Here is a 17,422-nt window from a genome sequence, read left to right as displayed (position 1 = left end):
CTAAAATCTAAAATCTAAAATCAAAATTGTTAGTCAAAACCAAAGCCATAGTAATTTCGTCTCTAAAATTTCAAGAGAAAAGCTTGATTGTAAAATGTTTTACCTTGTCGAATGGGTTGAAATCATACTTTGTTCGGGATGTATTTTCGTCTCGAAAAGGCTCCCGAAGCGTCGGGACAAAAATGGCGTATTTTCAACCTTTGACGATCATAGAAATTGAAGCGGTCCATAAAAACAAAGGTACTCTGGAGAATTTCAAAGAAGTAAAGATATCGGCTCCTTTTCATTCGATACATTCGGACATTTATAAAAGTACAATGGTCATGTTCCTTTCCGAAATTTTGCACCATTCAATACATGAAGAAGAGAAAAACGAATCGTTGTTTACCTTTCTCGAAACCGCTTTGCATTGGTTAGACCAACACGATGAGATTAGTAATTTTCATTTGATTTTAATGTTGGAAACCACAAAATATCTGGGTTTTTATCCTGATGTCTCGGATGTTGACATGCCTTTTTTCGAAATGACCGAAGGTGTTTTTACGCCCTTTCACGCCATTAGTTCGCTCACGGAACATGAAACACAGTTGTTCAAAAAACTAATAGATTTGAAATTCGATAACGACCAAAAAACATTTCATGTCATTGAAAGACAACTTCTTTTAAAGATTTTAATCGATTATTACAGTTTTCATCTGGACGGTTTCAAAAGGCCTAAATCTTTGGATGTTTTGAAAGAAGTTTTTTCTTAAATTACTAAATAACGATTTTAAATGCAATGTGTATTTAAATTTATAAGGGATTAATGCTATTTTTCCAGTTCTTTTCTTTGTTTTATTCAAAATTCCTTACTTTCGCACCTCGATTAAGAAAAGGATAAAATGAGCACAAAATTTACTGAATACAAAGGACTTGACTTGCCGACAGTGGCGTCAGAAGTACTGGATTTTTGGAAGAAAGAAAACATCTTTGAGAAAAGTGTAACGACTCGTGAGGGAAACGCTCCTTATGTGTTTTTTGAAGGACCGCCTTCGGCCAACGGATTGCCTGGAATTCACCACGTAATGGCTCGTGCTATTAAAGATATTTTTTGCAGATATAAAACCCAAAAAGGATTCCAAGTAAAGCGTAAAGCCGGTTGGGATACCCATGGTTTGCCTGTAGAATTGGGTACAGAGAAAGAACTTGGAATTACCAAAGAAGATATTGGAAAAAAAATAACCGTAGAGGAGTATAACGAAGCGTGTAAGAAAACCGTAATGCGTTATACCGATGTGTGGAATGACCTGACCGAAAAAATGGGATATTGGGTCGATATGGAAGATCCATATGTGACTTATAAATCCAAATATATGGAGTCCGTTTGGTGGTTATTGAAACAAATCTACAACAAGGATTTGATGTACAAAGGCTACACCATCCAACCATATTCTCCAAAAGCGGGAACAGGTTTGAGTTCTCACGAGGTGAACCAACCGGGAAGTTACCGTGATGTAACGGACACAACGGTTGTGGCTCAGTTTAAAGTATTGGAAGATCAAAGAGAATTAGTCTTTAATACTTTTTATAATTACATCAGTTCTAATAATTTAAAGCATTATAAGTTTGAAGGGTTGGATTTAGACGAAATCCATTTCTTGGCTTGGACGACTACACCTTGGACTTTGCCAAGTAATACGGCTTTGACTGTTGGTCCAAGAATTGAATATGCTTTGGTGAAAACCTTCAACCAATATACGTTCCGTCCATCAAATGTGATTTTGGCTAAAAATTTGGTTGGAAAACAATTTGGGAAAGGATTTTTTGAGAGTACAGATGCAGCTGATTTTGAAAATTTCAAAGAAGGCGATAAAAAAATACCATTTCAAATCCTTGCCGAATGTAAAGGTGCGGATCTAGTTGGGATTCGTTACGAGCAATTAATGCAATTTACGTTGCCATACCAAAATCCAGAAAATGCTTTTAGAGTAATTTCAGGTGATTTCGTAACGACTGAAGATGGAACCGGAATTGTACATACTGCCCCAACTTTTGGAGCGGATGATGCGAAGGTTGCCAAAGAAGCTACACCTGAAGTGCCACCAATGTTGGTTCTTGACGAAAATGAAAACCCAGTTCCATTGGTAGATTTACAAGGAAAATTCATCTCGCAAATGGGAGAATTTGGTGGTAAATATGTAAAAAACGAATATTATACAGATGGAAATGCTCCAGAGCGTTCGATAGATGTAGAGATTGCCATTCGATTAAAAGAAGAGAACAAAGCGTTTAAAGTAGAGAAATACGTGCACAGTTATCCACACTGCTGGAGGACCGACACGCCAATTTTATATTATCCGTTGGATTCGTGGTTTATAAAAATCACGGAGGTTAGAGATCGTATGTTCGACCTAAACGAAACCATCAACTGGAAGCCAAAAGCAACTGGAGAAGGACGTTTTGGAAATTGGTTGAAAAACGCCAACGACTGGAATTTATCTCGTTCTCGTTTTTGGGGAATCCCATTACCAATTTGGAGAACCGAAGATGGAACCGAAGAAATTCTAGTGGGTTCTGTTGAAGAATTATACAACGAAATCGAAAAAGCAGTTCAGGCAGGTGTTCAAGCTGAAAATCCTTTCAAGGAATTTCAGGTAGGAAACATGTCTGAGGCCAATTACGATTTAATTGATTTGCATAAAAATGTAGTCGATCAAATTACCTTGGTTTCTGCTTCAGGAAAAGCGATGAAACGTGAAGCTGATTTGATAGACGTTTGGTTTGACTCGGGAGCGATGCCTTATGCACAATGGCATTATCCTTTTGAAAACAAAGAAAAAATAGACGAAAACAAAGACTATCCAGCCGATTTTATTGCCGAAGGAGTGGATCAAACCCGTGGTTGGTTTTATACTTTGCACGCTATCGGGACTTTAGTTTTTGATAAAGTAGCCTACAAAAATGTAGTGTCAAACGGTTTGGTTTTAGACAAAAACGGACAAAAAATGTCCAAACGTTTGGGTAACGCTGCCGATCCTTTTGAAACTTTAAATGAATACGGTCCAGATGCCACGCGTTGGTATATGATCTCCAATGCGAATCCTTGGGACAATTTAAAATTCGATTTGGAAGGAATTGCTGAGGTACGTCGTAAGTTCTTTGGGACTTTATATAATACCTATTCGTTCTTTAGTTTGTATGCCAATATAGACGGATTCAAATATGCTGAGACCGAAATTCCGGTAAACGAAAGACCTGAAATTGATCAATGGATTATTTCAGAATTGAATACTTTAATCGCAGATGTGGATGGTTTTTATGCCGATTATGAGCCTACAAAAGCAGCTCGTGCCATATCTGAGTTTGTTCAGGAAAACCTAAGTAACTGGTACGTTCGTTTGTGTCGTCGTCGTTTCTGGAAAGGCGAATACGCACAAGATAAAGTAGCGGCTTATCAAACACTTTATACTTGTTTGTTAACCATAAGTAAACTAGGCGCGCCTATTGCTCCTTTCTTTATGGACAAGCTTTACAGAGACTTAACAAAGGTTACACAATCAGAAAATTTTGAGTCAGTACATTTGGCCCAGTTTCCGGTTTCGGTTGAAAAGTATGTTAATAAAATGTTAGAGAGTAAAATGCAGAAAGCACAGACCATCTCATCACTTGTTTTATCGCTTAGAAAAAAGGAGATGATTAAGGTGCGCCAACCCTTGCAAAAGGTAATGATTCCGGTACTTGACGATAATCAAAGGCTCGAAATAGAGGCGGTTTCAGATCTAATAAAGGCTGAGGTAAATGTAAAAGAAATCGTGCTTTTGGATGATGCTTCTGGTATTTTGATCAAACAAATAAAACCAAATTTTAAAGCTTTAGGGCCTCGCTTCGGAAAAGATATGGGATTGATTTCTAAAGAGATACAAAATCTATCTACAGAACAAATCTCACAATTTGACAAAGAGGGTAGCTTAAGCGTTATTATTGCAGGAAATAGTGTAACTTTATCCTTAGAAGATGTGGAAATATCTTCACAGGATATAGAAGGATGGTTGGTTGCCAATTCAAACGGAATAACAGTTGCGTTGGATATTACAATTTCTCCAGAACTGAAAGAAGAAGGGATTGCGAGAGAATTAGTAAACAGAATCCAAAATATACGTAAAGATACTGGGTTTGAGGTAACGGATAAAATTAAAGTGCATTTGCAAAAAAATGATACTTTGGAAACAGCAGTAAAAGCCAATGAGGACTATATTAAATCGGAAACATTAACAGAAGTACTTGTTTTTGAAGAGAATATCGAAAATGGCACGGAAATTGATTTCGACGGAATAACAACAAAAATAACAATCACTAAAAATTAGTATTATGGTAGATGAAAGTGTAAGATACTCTGACGCTGATTTAGCAGAGTTCAAGGAAATTATTCAAAAGAAAATCACTAAAGCTCAAGAGGATTTAGATTTGATAAAAAGCGCTTACATGAATGACCTTAATAATGGGACGGATGATACGTCACCTACATTTAAAGCATTTGAAGAAGGAAGTGAAATCATGTCTAAAGAAGCCAACTCACAACTTGCGATTCGACAAGAAAAGTTTATTCGTGATTTAAAGAACGCACTTTTCCGTGTTGAAAATAAAACGTACGGAGTTTGTAGAGTTACTGGACAATTAATCGGGAAAGAAAGATTGAAAATTGTTCCCCATGCTACAATGAGTATCGAGGCCAAAAATTTGCAAAAATAATTTTGCTGTAATAAAATAATTAACGCTCCTTTTGGAGCGTTTTTTTTGATTAAATTGTTACTTTTACGCCATTAAATCATCAAAAAATGTCATTATTTAAAGCATACTTCCTAGTTATTCTTATACTACTAGTCGACCAATTCTCTAAAATATATATAAAAACCAATTTTATTTTAGGCGAAGAGGTTCACGTTTTTAATTGGTTTCAAATTCATTTTATTGAAAATGAAGGAATGGCTTGGGGTACCAAAATACCGGGTGAGTACGGAAAATTAATCTTAACGGTTTTTAGACTCTTTGCTGTAACGGGAATTGGCTATTGGTTGTGGGATGCTATAGAAAGAAAAAAGAGCTCCAATTATTTGATTGTGGCTATTGCTTTGATATTGGCTGGTGCGTTTGGAAACATTATCGATTCTGTTTTTTACGGAGTGATTTTTGATGATAGTCACCAACAAGTGGCTACTTTATTTGCAGAGAAACCGTATGGAACATGGTTGAACGGACAAGTAGTAGATATGTTTTACTTTCCTTTCATAAAGGATTATCCTATGCCAGAATGGGTACCTTATTTTGGAGGGAGAGAGTTTATTTTTTTTAACGCCATTTTCAATGTAGCCGATATGGCGATTTCAACTGGTGTTGGGATTTTAATTGTGTTTAATAAAAAAGCTTTTCATAAGGAATAGATTTTGCATTTTGAAAAAAAATAAAAGAGGCTATCTGTAAAGGATAGCCTCTTTTCGTTTATTTATTATGTCCTGGAGCATAATTTTTGGCGCTTTTTTGGCCACTCATTTTTTTGGCTTGTCCAGGAGGAACTTGTTTTGTTTTAACGGTATGACTGTTTGTTCCCACTCGAACACTACAGTTTGTTGATGAAACAGCAAATAGAATAATCAGAATTTGGGTTGTAAATCTTGGGACTTTAAAAATTTTCATAACTTGATAAAAGGTTTAATAAATGCAAACATACTATTTATAAACGGACTGTTCATGATTGTTGGTTGCGTTTGCAAGTATAAGGTCATTGAAACAATTTCCTTTTCCAAGTACTTCTTCTTTGCTTGGCTTCAAAATTTTTTAAAGATACAGCGGTGTATATAAAGAAAAATACAATACCTTTAGTAAGTAAATTCATTGTGTTTGTAAGAGGAGCAAAAATTGATTGACATAAAATACAATTTCGTCCCTTTCTGTCTGAATATCAGAGTTACAGTATAGTATAATTAAATAAACAATAATCCAGATGTTTATGAGAAAAATTAAACTACCTAAAGTAGCATTGCAAAAAATAGTGTTATTTTTAATTTTAATTTCAGGTGTAATATACATTCATTATACTTGGATAAAATTCAAAAATAGTCAAGCCAATGAAGCGTTGCAAATTGCAAAATCTATTGAAGCAGCGTTCCCAAAAGAGGAATTAAAAATGCTTGAAGCAAAACCAACCGATATTGATAAGCCACAATATCAGGTTATTAAAAAAGCATTAAAGGCCATAATTCACGTCAATCCCAAAGCAAGATTCGCGTATATATTTACCAAACGAAATGGTAAAATATACTTTTTTGCAGATTCCGAACCTGCAGAATCAAAGGATTGCTCGCCCCCAGGACAGGAATATACCGAAGCCGATGAAGCTTCATACAGGGCTTTTAATACTGGAAAGGAAATCATTTCACCTCCATATACCGATAGATGGGGAACATGGGTAAGTGCGCTTATACCCATAAAAGATGAAATTACAGGCAAAACCATTGCCGTATATGGAATGGATTTTGACGCAAAGTCATGGGTTAATTCCTTACTAGTAGAGGTAATCAAATCAAGTGTACTAATCGTTCTATTACTATTGGCAATCCTTTTTTTATTCAGAATAAAAGATAAGAATAAAATACTCAAGCATGATATCTACATACAAAAGCAGGCAGAACAAGCGCTCATAGAAAGTGAATACCGTCTTCGAACCATAATTGAAGCAGAACCTGAATGCATCAAGATAGTGGATGCCGAGGGGAGATTGATACTTATGAACCCAGCAGGGCTGTCGATAATTGGAGCCGATTCTATGGAACAGGTAACAGGACAAGAGGTTTTCAAGCTTATTTCTCCGGAACACCGCAAGGCTTTTATAAGGATGCACAAACGGGTGATTGCGGGCGAATCCGTTCAATTGGAATTTGAATTGGTGGGGCTCAAAGGAGGGCGTTATTGGTTGGAGACTAATGCCGTGCCTATGGAGTACCACGGTAATATAGTGCACCTAGCACATACACGTAACATCACCGAGCGCAAAAGGGCTGAAGAATTGCTAAAGAATAGTGAACTGTTTTTAAAAGAAACACAGACAATTGCACGTCTGGGTACTTATGTTCTGAATCTTGAAAATGGCACTTGGACAAGCTCAAATATTTTAGATGTTATTTTGGGCATTAATACCGATTATGATAAATCAACACTTAATTGGACTTCGATTGTTCATCCAGAATGGAGACCAAAAATACTGAATTATTTTAGGAATGAAGTACTTGTCCGTAAATGTAAATTTGATAAAGAATATAAAATTATAAGAAAGGATGACAATGAAGAACGATGGGTTCACGGGTTGGGTGAAGTGTTTTTTAATGAAGAGAATCAGCCCATAAAAATGATTGGCACTATTCAGGATATTACCGAGCGTAAACATATTGAAGAAGAACTGATAATTGCCAAGGAAAAAGCCGAAGAAAGTGATCGTCTAAAATCGGCTTTCCTGACCAATATGAGCCATGAAATACGCACTCCTATGAATGGTATTTTGGGCTTTGCCGAACTATTGAAAGAACCAAACTTAACTGGTGAAGAACAGCAAGAATGCATCAACATCATAGAGAAAAGTGGTACCCGTATGCTCAATATTATCAATGACATTATTGATATTTCTAAAATAGAATCGGGACTGATGAAAGTCTCGCTTTCAGAAACCAACATCAATGAGCAAATCGAATACATTTATACCTTCTTTAAGCCTGAGTTTGATGGCGCAGACAAGCAACTTTCTTTTAAAAACACCTTACCTTCAGATAGGGTCATGATTAAAACCGATCGAGAGAAAATTTATGCCATACTCACTAATTTGGTCAAAAACGCCATTAAATTCACCCCAAAAGGCATCATTGAAGTTGGTTGTAACTTGAAACCGGCCGAACCAAAACCAGAGCATATAGCTAGTGTACATGACCAATCATTCGAACTGGAATTTTTCGTAAAAGACACGGGTAATGGCATTCGACAGGAACAGTTAGAAATCATTTTTGAAAGGTTCAGACAAGGCAGTGAAACATTAACCAAAAATTATGAAGGAGCAGGATTGGGATTGTCCATATCTAAAGCTTTTGTGGAAATGTTAGGCGGCAAAATTTGGGTAGAAAGCGAACTTGGAAAAGGGTCTATATTTTATTTCACCATTCCTTACAATGGAGGACAGGAAGTAATGGATGGAATCAAAAATGATTATTTAGTTGATGCTAAACAAAACCAAAACCTAAAAATACTAATTGCAGAAGACGACAAAGTCTCTGCTAAATTCCTTGAAAAAACGCTTGCGCTTTTTGGTAAAGAAATTTTAAAAGCGAGAAATGGAGTTGAAGCAGTTGAAGCTTGTCGCAATAATCCAGACATTGATTTAGTGTTGATGGATATTCAAATGCCTGAAATGGACGGATATGCAACTACCCGACAAATACGACAGTTCAATAAAAGCGCAATCATAATTGCTCAAACTGCTTATGCACTACTGGGCGACAGAGAAAAGGCTATAGACGCAGGCTGCAATGATTATATTTCAAAACCGGTTAAGAAAGAGCAATTAATGGCATTACTACAGAAGTATTTTAAAAAGGCGAAAAACATTGATCCCAATTATAATTAAAAAATAAAATGAATGGATTACTACTCTTCAATAGAAGTGTTCCGTTTAAGGCTACCCACCTTCAAAAGTCTGGTAACCTTAAACTGAAAAAACAGAAACACCATTTGGTGTTACACAATAATCCAACAAGACATCACTTTCAAAAACATCCGAAATCAGTTCTTCGGGTTCAAAGAAAGAAAGTCCTATTTTAATGGTTTCGGGTTTGCATTCCGATAAGAATTTGTCATAAAAACCTTTGCCATAACCCACCCGATGCCCTTTTTTGTCGAAAGCCAAAAGCGGGACAAAAACAACATCAATTTTTGTTGCAGGAACTTCCAGACCATCAACAGGTTCAGGAATATTGTATTCGTTTTTCTTGATTCGAGTATTATCCGTCAAAAGAAAATGGGTCATATCCCTAGTTTTGAAATCGCTTTTTGAAACCACAATTTCTTTATCTTTTCCAGATAAAACGTGTAATATAAATTCGGTGTCGACTTCTTTTTGTTCTGTAATGGACAAAAAAACATGAAAATAGGTTTTCTCCCAAATAGGAAGTTTTAGGATTTCATTGGCTATAGCCAGGCTTAAATTCTCAATTTCAGTAGCAGTAAGATTTTGTCTTAATACTTTATACTTCTGTCTTAATTCCTTTTTCAACATAAAGTGATTCTTTTAGATCGGTTATAAAAGTACTCAAATGATCTACTTCTACATGATCCATAATCACAATTTTATACCATGAATTATCACCATGGTGTTTTTGGGGAACCAAATCAAATTTTTTGACCAAGGATTCTTCAATGAATTCCGCTTGAATAGTTACTATATTCATAAACGGCTCTCTAAAATAAGCCACGTTCAATGCATCCAATTGATCACAAAGCCACTGGGTTCTCATTTGTAAAACACGCACTTTTTCGCACCAACCAAAAGGACCGTACGTAAACAAAATCATCCAAACAGCAACGGCATTAGATCCAGATCGACTACCACAAAGGGTTAAATCCATTCCTTCTACGTATTCGGCTTCTTTGGTCAAAACGTTTTCGATTAATCCTTTTCGGCATAGAAAAACTCCGGTGCCATAAGGAGCCTGTAGCATTTTGTGGGCATCAATGGTTATTGAACTTATTTTTGGATTCTCAAAATTGAGATCACTGTTTTTGTTGCTAAAAGGATACATAAAGCCACCATAAGCCGCATCAACATGTATTTTATAGACCAGTTTGTGTTTTTCTAACACCTGAATATAATCATTTGCATTGTCAATGGCTCCAAACATTGTGGTTCCCATATTGGATACGACAATGAAATATTTTTTACCGTTTTCTTTAGCCTTAATTACTATGTTTTCTAATGAAAAAATATCAATCTCTCGTGTTTTAAAATCTACTGGAATTTTTAACCAATCCAACATTAATAAATTGGATGCTTTCGGGATGGAATAATGGGTGTCTTCAGAGGCTATGATGGCAATTTCATGGGGTTTTGCGTTGAGCTTATAACTAAAATAATTGCGATACATCCAGATGGCTTGAATATTTGCTTCGGTTCCGCCGGGAGCGATATAGCCATCAAAAGAATTAGGTTCTGCTTTAAAAACATCTACAGCCAGTACATTTAATACTTCGCGTTCCATTTCTTGAGTTCCCTTAAAAGCTTTCTCGGAAGTACCAAGCGTATGACAACCGATATGATTGGGATTGGCTACATAGGTTTGTAAAGTAGGTGCGTCTGCCAGAAATGAGGCTTCGCCATTGTACACTTTTCCGTCTAGTTTTGAGGCAGGATATCCTAAAGAAGTATCCAAAGTAAAATTTACATTTTCAGTTAACGCTTTTTGAATGCGTTCTTGTCTCTCTTTTTGGGATAACTTTTTCCAATACAACATATTATCTATTATTTTTTTTCAAAAATACAGGTAAAGATTTTTAAAAAATATGATAATTGTTAGGTTTTGGCTTTTTGATTATTAGGATTTATTCTTCGCCTTCTTCTGTAGTATTTGAGAGGTGGTAAATGGCATCTCCTTGATAGACAATGGGAGAGTGGTTGGCATTGATCACATAACCATCGTTTGGGGCTTTAATTTTTCGTTCAAATTTCCCGAAAGGATCAGTAATCATACCCAACACAGTTCCTTTTTTTACAAATTGTCCCACGAAATTATTATCGATTAACAAACCCGAACATTTAGCTCGCAGCCAACCTGATTTTTCAATATAGATCGTTGGCTTTTGCTGTTTTTCAACAATTTGTTTGGTGTCTAACATGTCTAAATAATCTAAAAATCGTTTGACTCCATTAACGCCTTCCTGAGCCACTTTCTCATTGATGTCTAATGATTTTCCACCTTCAAACAGCAGCATTTTGACATTTAATTTTTCACAGGAGTTTCTAAAAGAGCCGGATATGTTTTTTGAGAATAATGTAAATGGGGCATTAAAAGCATCTGCCAGTTGTTGTGTCTCGGGGTTATTTGGCGAAAGCCTAATCTGGGGAACGTTAAACCGGCTTGCTCCTCCGGCATGAAAATCGATGGCATAATTTACGATAGGAACAATGTCGTTCATGATATGGTAAGCAAAACGGCTAGCCAATGAACCTTTTCTACTTCCAGGAAATACACGATTCAAATCCCTGCCATCCGGAAAATCTCTGGATCGGTTGATAAAGCCGTATATGTTAATAATGGGAATACAAATGATAGTGCCTCTTTTGGGCTTGTTTATCTTTTTGCTGATGAGTTGGCGAACGATTTCGATACCGTTAAATTCATCGCCATGAATCCCTCCCGAAAAAAGAACAACCGGTCCCTCAACTTTTGAACGTCGTACAATAATAGGAATCGTCAGTTTGGTAGTGGTGTGCAATCGGGCAATTTCTAATTGAATGGTTTTATTTTCGCCAGGCAAAATACTTTCGCCAAAAATCACCATTGGTTTTGTGTTCTTCATGTTTTAAAATAAAATCTAAATATAGAAATTATTTATCTGGTATAAAAAAAATCGTTTTGGTTTGCTTCAATGTTATTCGTAAATTTGAAAAAATGAAGATTATAGGTTTTTTTGCTATAACCATTTAATTCTGAGAATCTTTTAAAAAATGGTCAATCCAACTTTAGCGCTTCAAATCCAAACTCTGCCTGATAGTCCTGGCGTGTATCAATATTACGACAAGGAAGGGAAGATATTATATGTGGGCAAAGCCAAGAATCTTAAAAAACGAGTTTCTTCCTACTTCAATAAAATCCATGATACGGCCAAAACCAATGTGCTGGTTAAGAAAATTGTAACCATAAAACACATTGTCGTTCCTACAGAGACGGATGCTCTTTTATTAGAAAACAATTTAATAAAAACGCTGCAGCCCAGATACAATGTCTTGTTGCGGGACGACAAGAGTTATCCTTGGTTGTGTATCAAGAAAGAACCTTTTTCCCGAATCTTTGCCACGCGTAGAATGGTCAAAGATGGGTCGGAATATTTTGGTCCGTATACTAGTTTTAAGACGGTTCATACGATTCTCGATCTGATAAAAGAACTATATCCGCTGCGAACGTGTAATTACGATCTAAGTAAAACCAACATTGATAGCGGAAAATTCAAAGTTTGTTTAGAATACCATATTGGCAATTGCAAAGGGCCATGTGAGGGATTGGAAACATTAGAGCATTATCAAAAACAAGTCGATGCCATTCGGGAAATTCTAAAAGGGAATTTTAAGGAAAGCATGAAAGATTTTAAGCGCCTCATGACCAGTTTGGCACAAGACATGCATTTTGAGGAAGCACAAAAAATAAAAGAAAAGATAGAAGTTCTGGAAAATTATCAATCGCGTTCTACGATTGTAAATCCAAAGATTACCAATATTGATGTCTTCTCTATTGTTTCGGACGAAAGTGCAGCTTTCATCAATTTTTTGCAAATTTCACATGGATCCATTATTCGTTCCCATACGATGGAAATCAAAAAGAAACTCGAAGAAAGCGATGAAGAATTACTGGAATTGGCAATAATAGAATTGCGGGAGCGTTTTCAGTTATTGTCCAAGGAAGTGATTGTTCCGTTTGAAGTAGATTTGGGACCTACCATAAAAATAACGGTGCCACAATTGGGCGACAAAAAGCAAATATTAGACTTGTCGATTCGCAATGCCAAGTTTTATAGGATAGAACAACTCAAACAATTGCAAATTGTAGATCCAGACCGCCATACCAATAGGATAATGGCTCAAATGAAAAGTGATTTACGATTACCGGTAGAACCTAGACATATAGAGTGTTTTGATAATTCGAATATTCAAGGGACAAATCCCGTTGCTGCTTGTGTGGTGTTCAAAGACGGAAAACCAAGCAAGAAGGATTACAGGCATTTTAATGTCAAAACTGTTGTAGGCCCTGACGATTTTGCTTCGATGGAAGAAATTGTCTATCGCCGTTATAAAAGATTGTTGGATGAAAATGAACCTTTACCAAATTTGATTATCATTGACGGAGGAAAAGGACAATTATCATCGGCTTTAAAAAGTATTGATGCCTTGGGATTACGAGGGAAGATTGCCATTATCGGTATTGCCAAAAGACTCGAAGAATTGTTCTATCCTGATGATTCCATTCCATTGTATTTGGATAAAAAGTCAGAAACGTTAAAAGTCATTCAGCAATTACGAAATGAGGCGCACCGTTTTGGAATTACGTTTCACCGAGACAAAAGAAGTAAAGCGGCGTTGAATTCGTCTATAGAAAGTATTCCCGGAATTGGAGAAAAAACGATGTTGGCATTAATACAACATTTCAAAAGTGTTAAAAGGTTGAAATTAGCTACAGAAAAAGAAATTTCGGAGGTGGTAGGAGCATCAAAAGCCAAAAAAATTACCGACTTTTACAAGGTGGTAGAATAATAGTTTTAACAGACCTTAAAGCAAGTACGTTATATTAAAATAAAGCAAATCGATTTCTATGAATAAGATTGTATTGTTACTTCTTATGTTTTTTACTTGTTTGAATTCATTTTCTCAAGATACACCGAGAAATCCTAAAATTGGGTTGGTGTTGAGTGGAGGTGGAGCCAAAGGGTTTGCGCACATAGGTGTTTTGAAAGTACTGGAGGAAGCAGGGATAAAAATCGATTACATTGGTGGGACTAGTATGGGAGCCGTTATAGGTGGACTTTATGCCATGGGATATAATGCTAAACAAATTGACTCTATAATAAAGGTAACCAATTTCAGTAACATCCTCAATGATTTTATACCCAGATCGTCTAAAAATTTTTACGAAAAAAGGAATGACGAATTGTATGCACTTACACTTCCCTTTAATAAATTTAAAATAGGTTCACCCGAAGCATTGTCCAAAGGGATGTATAACTTCAATTTATTAAGTAGATTGACCTTGCCGGTTAGGCATGTTCGGGATTTTAATGCTTTACGAATTCCTTTTTTGTGTATAGGAACCAATATTGCTTTGGGAGAACAAGTGGTTTTTGATAAAGGAATTTTGGCTCAAGCTTTGGCGGGGAGTTCCTCGTTGCCTTCTGTTTTTTCACCGGTTGTCATCGATGGGAATCTGATTATCGATGGAGGGGTAATCAATAATTATCCCATACAGGAAGTCAAAAAACTTGGGGCAGATATTATTATAGGAGTTGATGTTCAAAACGGTTTATTAAACAAAGATCAGCTAAAAAGTGCCACTAAAATTTTCTTTCAAATCACCAATCTGCAAATGATTGAAAGGATGAAGGAAAATGCCGAAAAAACCGATATTTACATAAAACCAAATGTTATAAATTATGGAGTGGTATCCTTTGATAAAGCGTCGGAAATTATAAAAAAAGGAGAAGATGCCACATTTGCAGTTTATGAAAAAATAGCTCTTTTAGCAGATAAATCAGTACCTTATCATAAGCCAGGGTTGCATTTGGAAACCGATAGTTTGAGCATTGCCACCATTAAAGTTAATGAATTAGAAAATTATTCAAGAGATTATATCATTGGAAAATTGCACGTTAAACCCGAAACCAAAATAAGTTTCAAGGATTTAGAATCAGGAGTGAATAACCTTAATGGTACCCAAAATTTTAGTGCAGTAAGTTATTATTTTGATAAAAATGGAGAGCAGGATGACTTGATTCTTAATTTGACCGAAAGTCCCATTAAGACGAATTTGAAATTTGGATTGCATTATGATGGATTGTATAAAAGTGCCGTATTGGTTAACTTAACGAATAAAAAAACTTTTTTAAAGAATGATTTTTTATCAGTAGATTTAGCTTTAGGGGATAATGTAAGATATTATTTTGATTATTATATCGATAATGGATTTCGATTAAGCTATGGTTTTAAGTCGCAATTCAATCAATTTAATGAAAACATTTCCAATAATATATACAAACGCGATACCCAAGAAACAAATTCGATAAACATTGATTATTCTAATATGTCTAATCAAGTCTATATTCAATCCATATTTGCTCAAAAATTTCTGATAGGTGTTGGCGCAGAGTTTGAATATCTTAAAATAACGTCTGAAACATTAGATGTTGATTCCAATATTACCAACAGTACCTATTCCAGTGTTTTTGGGTATGTAAAATACGATTCGTATGATAATAAATATTTTCCTAAAAGCGGATGGTATTTTTCGGGGAATCCGCAATTTTATATGTTTTCGTCTGATCATTCCTCAAATTTCGAACCTTTTTCGATACTAAGTGCCGAGGCGGGTATTGCCAAAACCATTTTTAATAAAACGACAATTAAGCTTCAAGCCGAAGCCGGAGCATCAATAGGAAGCGCCAGTGTGCCTTATTTTGATTTTGTTTTGGGTGGTTACGGATTCTATACCACTAATTATTTCAAATATTTTTATGGCTATGATTTTTTGAGTCTTGCCGCAAACAGTTATTTGGAGACGACTATTACCCTAGATTATGAAATTTTCAAGAAAAACCACATCAATTTTTCTGCGAATTATGCTAATTTAGAAAATAATCTTTATGATTCGCTTGATTGGTTTTCGTGGCCTAAATATTCGGGCTACGCACTTGGCTACGGTTTAGAGACCATTATAGGGCCAGTTGAGGTAAAATATTCTTGGTCTCCAGAAACAAATAGTTCCCATCTTTGGTTTACTGTTGGTTTTTTATTCTAAATGTTATTAAATTAAATTAAAATTACGACATTTGTAATAATGAAAACAAATTGGATAGGTTTATTAGAGTATCTTCAATTCTTAATCAAGAGAAATCCGGAGTGATTAATTGTGTTAATTAATCAAGTAGAGCATTAACCATTGAAACTGATACTGGGATTGTTGCACTTTTCTTAAAATAGAGTGCAGAGTATTAATTTTCTATATTTTATCTCTCACAAAAAAAGATAAAATACGTTAGGGTTGTTGCTAATTGTTCAAAATCTAATTTTAAAAGTCATGCCAATATATCACAAACTAGGGGATTTTCCTCAAAAAAGACACATCCAATTCGAAAAACCTGATGGAGGGTTGTATTACGAGCAACTCTTTGGAACAGAGGGTTTTAACGGGCATTCTTCGTTGTCGTATCACATTAATAGACCTACACAGGTCAAAGAAATTCTAAAATCCTATTCGGTTGAGCCTAAAATCGCTATTGGAAAAAACATCAAATCATTATTGTTGAAAGGCTTCGAATTGAAACCTGAAGACGATTTCTTGGACAGTCGTAAGGCTATGTTGGTCAATAAAGATTGTATCATCGGACTGGCAGCGCCCAGAAAATCACTGACGACTTATTTCTATAAAAATGCCGATGCCGATGAAATGATTTTCATCCACAAAGGAAAAGGAAAACTCCGCACCATGTTGGGAAATATTCCTTTCGAGTATGGCGATTATTTGATTATACCACGCGGAATCATTTATCAAATCGAGTTTGACACCGAGGAAAATCGCTTGTTTTATGTAGAATCCTATGCGCCTTTTTATACGCCAAAACGCTATAAAAATGAGTCAGGTCAGCACCTAGAGCATTCGCCTTTTTGTGAACGTGATTTTATTTTGCCAAACGAATTGGAATCTCACGACGAAAAAGGGGATTTCGTGATCAAAATGAAAAAGGAAGGCATGATGCATGAAGTGGTTTATGCTACGCATCCTTTTGACGTAGTGGGTTGGGACGGTTACAATTTTCCGTACGGTTTCAGCATTCACAACTTTGAGCCTATTACCGGACGTGTGCATTTGCCGCCACCTATTCATCAAACATTCGAAACAAGCACTTTCGTAATTTGTTCTTTCGTGCCAAGACTATATGATTACCATCCAAAAGCTATTCCGGCGCCCTACAATCATAGTAATATAGATAGTGACGAAGTGTTGTATTATGTAGATGGCGACTTTATGAGCCGTAACAATATCGAGCAAGGACATATTACGTTACACCCCAAAGGAATTCCACACGGTCCAGCCCCAGGGGCCATGGAGCGTAGCATCGGGCACAAAGAAACGGGGGAATTAGCCGTAATGGTCGATACTTTTAGGCCTCTTATGGTGACCGAAGAAGCTATGGGAATAGACGATGGACAGTATTATAAATCTTGGGTAGAGTAAGTCATTGCGAGTTCCGATAGCTATCGGAAGAAGTAATCTCACTTAGTATATCACGTTTAGCATATCAATTAAAATTATCTCATATTCATCAAAATAATTAGGAGCTATTCCTGCTGTACACTGTATCTTTTTCTTTTTAAAGGAAAAAGAAAAAGGATGCCGTTTCCATCAGGGCTAGGGCTTTAGAATAATCAACAACA

Annotated in this window: 12 protein-coding genes; 8 read left to right on the top strand and 4 right to left on the bottom strand. The window is 35.9% G+C overall.

The genetic code is table 11. The features are described from left to right. The first annotated feature begins 26 nt into the window (after positions 1-26). The 4 genes from recO (at position 27) to DB891_RS01050 (ending at position 5,417) form a co-directional block, all read left to right on the top strand. Positions 27-752 (top strand): DNA repair protein RecO, encoded by a 726-nt coding sequence (gene recO, locus DB891_RS01065; protein ID WP_116759712.1) that lies wholly within the window; start codon positions 27-29, stop codon positions 750-752. 129 nt (positions 753-881) lie between these two features. Next, positions 882-4,343, top strand: a complete 3,462-nt coding sequence (ileS, locus tag DB891_RS01060; RefSeq protein WP_116759710.1) for an isoleucine--tRNA ligase — start codon at positions 882-884, stop codon at positions 4,341-4,343. 4 nt (positions 4,344-4,347) lie between these two features. Then, positions 4,348-4,728 (top strand): TraR/DksA family transcriptional regulator, encoded by a 381-nt coding sequence (locus tag DB891_RS01055; protein ID WP_116759708.1) that lies wholly within the window; start codon positions 4,348-4,350, stop codon positions 4,726-4,728. 86 nt (positions 4,729-4,814) lie between these two features. After that, positions 4,815-5,417: a lipoprotein signal peptidase gene (locus tag DB891_RS01050; RefSeq protein WP_116759706.1), complete on the top strand. Its 603-nt coding sequence runs from the start codon at positions 4,815-4,817 to the stop codon at positions 5,415-5,417. Positions 5,418-5,475: 58 nt separating this feature from the next. Here the strand turns inward: DB891_RS01050 and DB891_RS01045 are convergent, their stop codons facing one another. Then, positions 5,476-5,670 (bottom strand): hypothetical protein, encoded by a 195-nt coding sequence (locus DB891_RS01045; RefSeq protein WP_116759704.1) that lies wholly within the window; start codon positions 5,668-5,670, stop codon positions 5,476-5,478. Between the two features lie 313 nt (positions 5,671-5,983). On the opposite strand from DB891_RS01045, the gene DB891_RS01040 reads away from it, so the two are divergent. Continuing rightward, positions 5,984-8,641 carry a response regulator gene (locus DB891_RS01040; protein ID WP_189337077.1) on the top strand — a complete coding sequence of 886 codons (2,658 nt, stop codon included), beginning with the start codon at positions 5,984-5,986 and terminating at the stop codon, positions 8,639-8,641. A gap of 78 nt (positions 8,642-8,719) precedes the next feature. Here DB891_RS01040 and DB891_RS01035 read toward each other — a convergent pair whose 3' ends face one another. From DB891_RS01035 to DB891_RS01025, 3 genes are all read right to left on the bottom strand, one after another. After that, a complete protein-coding gene (locus tag DB891_RS01035) occupies positions 8,720-9,289 on the bottom strand; it encodes a 5-formyltetrahydrofolate cyclo-ligase (protein ID WP_116759700.1) in 570 nt (189 codons plus the stop codon). Further along, positions 9,258-10,520, bottom strand: coding sequence for a pyridoxal-dependent decarboxylase (locus DB891_RS01030; RefSeq protein ID WP_116759698.1), 1,263 nt, complete (start codon positions 10,518-10,520; stop codon positions 9,258-9,260). Before DB891_RS01030 ends, DB891_RS01035 begins: the two co-directional genes overlap by 32 nt. An 88-nt stretch (positions 10,521-10,608) precedes the next feature. Further along, entirely contained in the window at positions 10,609-11,586 is a 978-nt protein-coding gene (locus DB891_RS01025; protein ID WP_116759696.1) for a succinylglutamate desuccinylase/aspartoacylase family protein, read from the bottom strand. Between the two features lie 148 nt (positions 11,587-11,734). On the opposite strand from DB891_RS01025, the gene uvrC reads away from it, so the two are divergent. The 3 genes from uvrC (at position 11,735) to DB891_RS01010 (ending at position 17,222) form a co-directional block, all read left to right on the top strand. Next, positions 11,735-13,531 carry an excinuclease ABC subunit UvrC gene (uvrC, locus tag DB891_RS01020; RefSeq protein WP_116759694.1) on the top strand — a complete coding sequence of 599 codons (1,797 nt, stop codon included), beginning with the start codon at positions 11,735-11,737 and terminating at the stop codon, positions 13,529-13,531. 58 nt (positions 13,532-13,589) lie between these two features. Next, positions 13,590-15,785 carry a patatin-like phospholipase family protein gene (locus DB891_RS01015; RefSeq protein WP_116759692.1) on the top strand — a complete coding sequence of 732 codons (2,196 nt, stop codon included), beginning with the start codon at positions 13,590-13,592 and terminating at the stop codon, positions 15,783-15,785. Positions 15,786-16,064: 279 nt separating this feature from the next. Further along, complete coding sequence (locus DB891_RS01010) at positions 16,065-17,222, top strand: homogentisate 1,2-dioxygenase (protein WP_116759690.1); 1,158 nt, start codon at positions 16,065-16,067, stop codon at positions 17,220-17,222. Positions 17,223-17,422: the final 200 nt, after the last annotated feature.

It is taken from the genome of Flavobacterium laiguense, assembly GCF_003097655.1.
Lineage (GTDB): Bacteria > Bacteroidota > Bacteroidia > Flavobacteriales > Flavobacteriaceae > Flavobacterium > Flavobacterium laiguense.
Note: the sequence above shows the minus strand (reverse complement) of the source record. Positions and strands in the feature narration are given on the sequence as shown.